Source organism: Amycolatopsis sp. NPDC049868 (genome assembly GCF_044461365.1).
Lineage (GTDB): Bacteria > Actinomycetota > Actinomycetes > Mycobacteriales > Pseudonocardiaceae > Amycolatopsis.
In genome coordinates, this window is record NZ_JBITKV010000001.1 from 1,568,901 (window position 1) to 1,575,440 (window position 6,540).

General features: G+C 70.2%; 6 protein-coding genes. 2 read left to right on the forward strand and 4 right to left on the reverse strand.

What is annotated here, in order from left to right; all coding sequences use genetic code 11:
* Positions 1 to 22: 22 nt before the first annotated feature.
* From ACIBTM_RS07470 to ACIBTM_RS07485, 4 genes are all read right to left on the reverse strand, one after another.
* Positions 23 to 331, reverse strand: coding sequence for a hypothetical protein (locus ACIBTM_RS07470; protein ID WP_037343894.1), 309 nt, complete (start codon positions 329 to 331; stop codon positions 23 to 25).
* Positions 328 to 726 carry a DUF948 domain-containing protein gene (locus tag ACIBTM_RS07475; RefSeq protein WP_007031187.1) on the reverse strand — a complete coding sequence of 133 codons (399 nt, stop codon included), beginning with the start codon at positions 724 to 726 and terminating at the stop codon, positions 328 to 330. Before ACIBTM_RS07475 ends, ACIBTM_RS07470 begins: the two co-directional genes overlap by 4 nt.
* Positions 727 to 811: 85 nt before the next feature.
* Complete coding sequence (locus tag ACIBTM_RS07480) at positions 812 to 2,929, reverse strand: bifunctional polysaccharide deacetylase/glycosyltransferase family 2 protein (protein ID WP_395875665.1); 2,118 nt, start codon at positions 2,927 to 2,929, stop codon at positions 812 to 814.
* 15 nt (positions 2,930 to 2,944) lie between these two features.
* Positions 2,945 to 3,424 carry a hypothetical protein gene (locus ACIBTM_RS07485; protein ID WP_395875666.1) on the reverse strand — a complete coding sequence of 160 codons (480 nt, stop codon included), beginning with the start codon at positions 3,422 to 3,424 and terminating at the stop codon, positions 2,945 to 2,947.
* Positions 3,425 to 3,578: 154 nt separating this feature from the next.
* On the opposite strand from ACIBTM_RS07485, the gene ACIBTM_RS07490 reads away from it, so the two are divergent.
* Together ACIBTM_RS07490 and ACIBTM_RS07495 are read left to right on the forward strand one after the other, a co-directional pair.
* Complete coding sequence (locus ACIBTM_RS07490; RefSeq protein WP_395875667.1) at positions 3,579 to 5,657, forward strand: phosphocholine-specific phospholipase C; 2,079 nt, start codon at positions 3,579 to 3,581, stop codon at positions 5,655 to 5,657.
* A 107-nt stretch (positions 5,658 to 5,764) separates the two neighbouring features.
* The gene (locus ACIBTM_RS07495; protein WP_395875668.1) at positions 5,765 to 6,439 is read left to right on the forward strand and encodes a VOC family protein; all 675 of its coding nucleotides are present in this window, start codon (positions 5,765 to 5,767) and stop codon (positions 6,437 to 6,439) included.
* The last annotated feature ends 101 nt before the right edge of the window (positions 6,440 to 6,540 follow it).

Consider the following 6,540-nt stretch of genomic DNA (forward strand, 5'->3'; position numbering starts at 1 on the left):
TCCGGTCGCGGACGCGACCCGGTCAGCCCTCCGCCCGGCGAGCTCGCCGGACCGGGCGCCGCGACTGCGCCGCGTGCCTGCCCTCGGTCACGGGGGCCGTGCTCAAGCCGGTCCGTTCGGACACCATGTCGTGCAACTCCTGTTCCCGTTCGCTCATCCCGGCGCGGACCTCCGCGCCGAACGAACCGACGGCGCCCGCGAGTTCCCGCACGGCGTCGCCCAGGTTCGAGGCTAACCCCGCCGGCGTGGCCTGGCGAGCGGTTTCGGTCGCTTTGCGTGACAGGGCGACGCCGGCGACCACGCCGACGCCGAGCCAGAACAGGCGCTTCATTTGCGGCCCCGCTTCTTCGCCGGGCGGGAGGCTTTCGCTTCCGCCTTCTTCCGGCGGGCCTTGATGGCCTTGCTGAGGCCGTAGGACAGCGCGGCCGTCTTCACCAGCGGACCGCCGAGCGTCGCGGTGAACACCGACGACAGCGCGGACACGTTGCCGGAGACGGCCTGCGCGTTGGCGGTGATGCCGTCGACCCGCTCCAGCTGCGTGTTGACGTGCGTGATCGTCTCGTTCGCGCCGATCAGCAGCGGGTCGGTGTTCTCGTGCGCCTTGCGGATGGCGATCGTGGCCTCGTCCAGGGTCCGGCCGAGCTTGAACAGCACGATCGCCAGCAGCACGACGAGTACGACGAATGCTCCTGCGGCGATCAGCGCGGCGATCTGCCCTGCCGACACGGGCCCTCCTCAAGGGTCTGCGGTCTTTGGTGCCCGTGAGGTTACCGCGCAGGCGGCCCTCCGGCGGTGCCACCCCGCCGGACGGTCACTCAGCGTCCACAAGTGAACCCGGCGGAGCGCTCTGGCCGAGGCGATCGAGTTTGTGCCAGGGCAGCCGGGCACCCGCCAGCGCCGTCATCACCGACTGGATGACGACGAGGTACATCAGCTGACGGTAGACGAACTGTTGCAGGGGAAGGAAAAGCAGTGGGCGGAGCGATTCCCCGTCGAGCCGGAAGGCGATCACGCCCGGGACGAGCTGCAGCAGCAGGAACACCGACCAGTACAGCAAGGCCGTCTTCCAGTCCCCGGTCAGCACGCCGAAAAGGGCGGCGACGTCGACGAACGGCCCGAGTACGGGCAGCGCCACCTGGAACAGCAGCAGATACGGGATGCCGCGGCGGCCGAGCCTGCCCGCCGCGCCCTTGGCGACGACCGCGCCCCGATGCTTCCAGATCGCCTGGAGCGTGCCGTAGCACCAGCGGTAGCGCTGTTTCCACAGCTGCCCCAGCGTCGCGGGCGCCTCGGTCCAGGCGCGGGCCTCCTGTTCGTAGACCACCCGCCAGCCGTCGCGCTCCAGCGCCATCGTGAGGTCGGTGTCCTCGGCGAGGGTGTCCTCGGGGACGCCGCCGAGCGCGAGCACCGCCGAGCGGCGGAAGGCGCCGACCGCGCCGGGCACCGTCGGCATGCATTCGCCGACGTCGTACATGCGCCGGTCGAGGTTGAAGCCGATGACGTATTCGATGTGCTGCCAGCGGCCGAGCAGCCCGCCGCGGTTGGCGACCTTGGCGTTGCCCGAAACCGCGCCGACCGTGGGATCGGCGAACGCTCGCACGACCGCGCCCACGGTGCCGGGTTCGAGCACGGTGTCGCCGTCGACCATGACCACCAGTTCGGTGCGGGCGGCGGCGAGGCCGGTGTTGAGCGCGGCCGGTTTGCCCGCGTTCCGTTGCCGGATCAGCATGACCCGGCGCAGGGCGAGCCGCTCGACGACGTCGGCGGTGCCGTCGGTGGATCCGTCGTCGACGACGATCACCCAGGTCGGATGGTGGTCGGAGGCGAGGATCGAGCGGATGGTCGCCTCGATCCCGGCCTCTTCGTTGTAGGCGGGGACGATCACGGTCACCGGTTCCCGCACCGGTGGTCGCGACGGCGCGGTCCTCCCCCGTCTGACGTGGATCGCCGTGGTGACCAGGACCAGGGCGGTGCGCAGGAGGGCGAGCACACTCGCGGCGATGAGCAGCCAGCCCAGCGCCGCCGAAAGGGCTTCGCCCGTCTGGACTGCGGCGATCAGCAGCCAGCCGCCGAAGCGGGTGAGTCCGTCCACTCCGGCCGTGGTCCCGGTGAGCCCGGCGGCCCCGCTGACGGTGTCGAACCGCCAGCCCTTGGCCTTGAGATCGGGGATCACGCGGTCGAGCGCGGCGAGGCTCTCCGAACGGTCGCCGCCCGCGTCGTGCAGGAGGACGACGGCGCCGTCGTCCGTCCGAGGGGTGATCGCGGCGGCGACGGCGTCGACGCCGGGCCGCCGCCAGTCCTGGGAGTCGAGTTCGGACAGCACGATCAGCCTGCCCTCGCCGCCGAGGCGGCTCGCCGCGCGCCAGCCCGCGTCGTCCATCGCGTCGGCGGTCGAGGAGTAGGGCGGCCGGACCAGCGAAGTCCCCGTCCCGGCGGCACCGGCGATGGCGAGGTCGGTGGCCCGGAGTTCGATCTGCGCCCGGACGTCCCCGGCCGCGCCGAGGTCGGTGTGGGTGGCGGTGTGGTTCCCCAGTTCGTGACCACGGTGGACGATGTCCGCCGTCAGCCCGGGATGACGCGTCACCTGCCCGCCCGTCACGAAGAACGTGGCGTGGACCCCGTGCCGGGCGAGGACGTCGAGGACCCGTGGCGTCCATTCCGGATCGGGACCGTCGTCGAAGGTGAGCGCCACCGTCTTGGGCCGGAGCCGGGAAGTGACGGGCTCGGCTCCGCGCGGGTCGATGATCGGGCCGCCGTCGCGCACCGCGGCCGGGACCTCCGTCGCGGACAGTGTCCTGGGCGTCCCGTCGGCGGCGAACCCGCCCCCGACCAGTGCGGTCAACCCCAGCAGGACGGTGACGGCGAACAGGAGGGTCGCCAGGAGCGCCCAATGTGCCTTGGGCGGCGGCAACCGCCGATGGTGGGACAAGAGGGTTCCTTGCTGCTAGTGCCCGTTGCCGGGAGGCGCGGTCCTCGTCTGTCCTGGCGGGACGTCGGGCGCGCGGCTGTTGCGGCGCTCGGTGCCCGGCGAGGAGGTGCTCGTGAGTCCCGGCGGTGTCGTCCCGGATGAGACCGGGTTCACCGGCGAGGGCCGGCCGGTGCTCGTATCCGCCTGCTCACGCTCGGTGGCGGGCGAATCGGGCCGCGAAGACGTGGGCCTGGGGCCGGACGAAGTCGTCTCGGGCGGCGGCTCGGTGGTCGCCGAGGGCGCGGGCGGCGGCGCGGGGATCAGCGCGGAAGGCAGGGTCGGCGCCCCGAAAAGTGCTGCGGTGAGAAGGATCCCATAGCCGACGACGACCGCGCAGGCACCGATCGCGATCCGCCGGACGATGGTGCGGCGACGGCCGCTGGGGTCGACGAACACCGGTCTCGCGGGGTCTCCCCCACTCTCGTTTTCGTTGTGATGATCAGGAAACACGGCCATCCAGGGGTTCGTACGGGCCGCATACTCTAAACACAGTGACCGCCGGAGACCAAGCCCGGAACGGCGGATCGACGCGGTGTCACCACCCGGCTACGACTCCGAGTCGACCTGTTCGGTTCTTGTGACGTTCATGTTCCTGGGACAAGGTTCCGGCATGCCTGAACTGTCACGTCGTACGTTGCTGGGCGCCACCGGCGCCGCGGCCGCCACCACCCTTCTCCCGCCGTCCGTGCACGCCGCCATGGCCGAACCCATGCGGCGGGGCGGCCTCGACGCCATCGAGCACGTGATCGTGCTGATGCAGGAGAACCGGTCGTTCGATCACTACTACGGCAGCCTGCGCGGTGTCCGCGGCTTCTCCGACCCGCGTCCGCTCGAACTGCCGTCGGGGAGATCGGTGTTCGAGCAGCCGAATCCCGCCGGTGGCACGGTGCTGCCGTTCTCGGTGCGCAAGGCGGCCGAACTCGCCGGGCGGAACGCGGACGACATCCAGTACCTCGGTGACCTCGACCACAGCTGGAACGGCAGCGGCAAGGCGTGGGCACGCGGCTGGAACAATGGCTGGATCGCGGCGAAGACGCCCGCCACCATGACCTACTACGAGCGCCGCGACATCGCGCTCCAGTACGAACTCGCCGACACGTTCACCATCTGCGACGCCTACCACTGCTCGGTCTTCGGCTCCACCAACCCGAACCGGAACTTCCTGTGGACGGGGACGACGGGATTCGAACCGGGCAGCACGACCAACCGCGCGGTCACGAACGCGGCGTACTCCTACGATCACAAGGGCTACGACTGGACGACGTACCCGGAGCGCCTCGAAGCCGCCGGGGTGCCGTGGCAGATCTACCAGGAGTGGGACAACTTCACCGACAACGCGGTCGAGTACTTCGTACCGTTCAAGAAGGTCGGCACGAAGATCCTGGCCTCGGTCGAGGAGAAGTTCCGCACCACCGAGGAGTTCTACGACGCGCTTCCCAAGAAGACCGCCGAGGAGCGCGCGAAACTGCTGGCGCAGTTCGAAGCCGGGGTCGCCAAGCTGACGCCCGCCGAGCGGAACCTGTTCCAGAAGGCCATGTACCGCAGCGAGCCGGAGACACTGGTGACCCGGCTGAAGGCGGACATCCAGGCGCGGCGCCTGCCCGCGGTGAGCTGGCTGGTGCCGTCCGCGAAGGACTCCGAGCACCCCGGCGCGTCCACTCCGGTCGGCAGCGCGAACCTGATCTACCGCGTCCTCGACGCGCTGGCGTCCGATCGCGAGACGTGGTCGAAGACGGTGCTGCTGATCAATTTCGACGAGAACGACGGGTATTTCGACCACGTCCCGCCGCCCATGCCGCCGGAGAACGCGGCCAACGACGCGGACCACTTCAACGGCCAGCCACTCGGCTTCGGCCCGCGAGTGCCGATGACGGTCGTCTCGCCGTGGTCGATCGGTGGCCACGTCGACTCCACGGTGTACGACCACACCTCGGTGCTGCGGTTCCTCGAACGCTGGACCGGGATCGCCGAGCCGAATATCAGCAAGTGGCGGCGGACCGTCGCGGGCGACCTCACCGGCGCCTTCGACTTCTCGCGCGCCGGACGTCAGCCGCGGGTGAACCGGCCCGGCCCGGTGCCCGCGCCGATCAGCCGCTGGCGGCCGTCCGCCCCGGCGGAGCAGAGCCTGCCCGTGGCCGAACCCGGCAACCGGCCGTCCCGTCCGCTGCCGTACCAGGTTTCGGTGTCCGGAGCGGTGGACAAGTCGGGGAATCTGGCGCTCTCGCTGGCGAACAGCGGCTCGTCTTCGGCGCATTTCGCGCTGTACCCGTACAAGGGCGAGTTCGCCGAGCCCGTGCACCGCGACGTCCGCGGCGAGGCGCCGGAACTCGTGAAGCTGCCCGGTGACGAGTACCGCGTCGTCGTACAGGGTCCGAACCGGTCGTGGTGGGAACTGCGCGGCAGCCGGTCAGGGGCCGCCGCCGGCGTCGATGTCCGGACCCGGTTCCTGACGTGGCGTTCGGGCGTCGAGTTCAAGCTGTCCAACTCGGGCACTTCGGCGCTGACGCTGCGGCTGTCGTCTTCGCGGTTCACGCGGGTCGTGCGAGTCGGGGCCGGGCGTTCGGTCACGGTGGACTGGCCGGTTTCGGGCGGCTGGTACGACGTGAAGGTCACCGCGGACGGGGATCCGTCGTTCCTGCGGACGCTGACCGCGCGGGTGGAGAACGGGCGGCCCGGCGTCTCCTGCTGATCCTCTAAGTACATGAAGGCCCCCTTCCTTGCGCCTGGGTACAGGAAGGGGGCCTTCATGTACTTAAACCGGTTGCGTGCCGGTCGCCGCTGTTCTTAACGTCGCTTATGGCCGCCACCCTGCACGCGCTCGACATCGCCGCGCACGATCCGCACGCTCTCGAACGGTTCTGGTCCGGACTGCTCGGCCGGGCGATCGAGGACACCGGTTTCCGGCTGAGTTTCGTACGAAGCGACGAACCGAAGACCCGCCAGAACCAGATGCATTTCGACCTGACGAGCGAGTCACTGGACGACCAGCGGCGGACGGTCGCGAAGGCACTCGAACTCGGCGGCAGGCATATCGACATCGGCCAGCTTCCCGAGGAGAAGCACGTGGTGCTCGCCGACCCCGAGGGCAACGAGTTCTGCGTCATCGAGCCGGGCAACGGCTTCCTCGCCGAATGCGGTTTCGTCGGCGCCGTCGCGAGCGACGGTTCGCAGGAAGTCGGCTACTTCTGGAGCAAGGCGCTCGGCTGGCCGCTGGTGTGGGATCAAGACCAGGAGACGGCGATCCGGTCGCCGCACGGTGGCCCGAAGATCACCTGGGGCGGTCCGCCGTTCACGCCGAAGACCGGGCCGAACCGGCTGCGTTTCGTTTTGACCGGCCCGGTTTCCGAAGTCGAGCGGCTGGTTTCGCTCGGCGCGACCCGGCTCGGCACCGACCGGGACGGACGGCTGGAGATGGCGGATCCCGACGGGAACGAGTTTTCCGTCGTGGTGCTCGGCTCACCCTCGGCCTAGGGACAGGAGACCTGCGAGCTCCCTCGGTCGCCGTGGGGCGCCACCCCCAATGGGGGCCACACAACGCGCGCCACTGGGGGTGTGGGCCCCCCCTGGGCGCA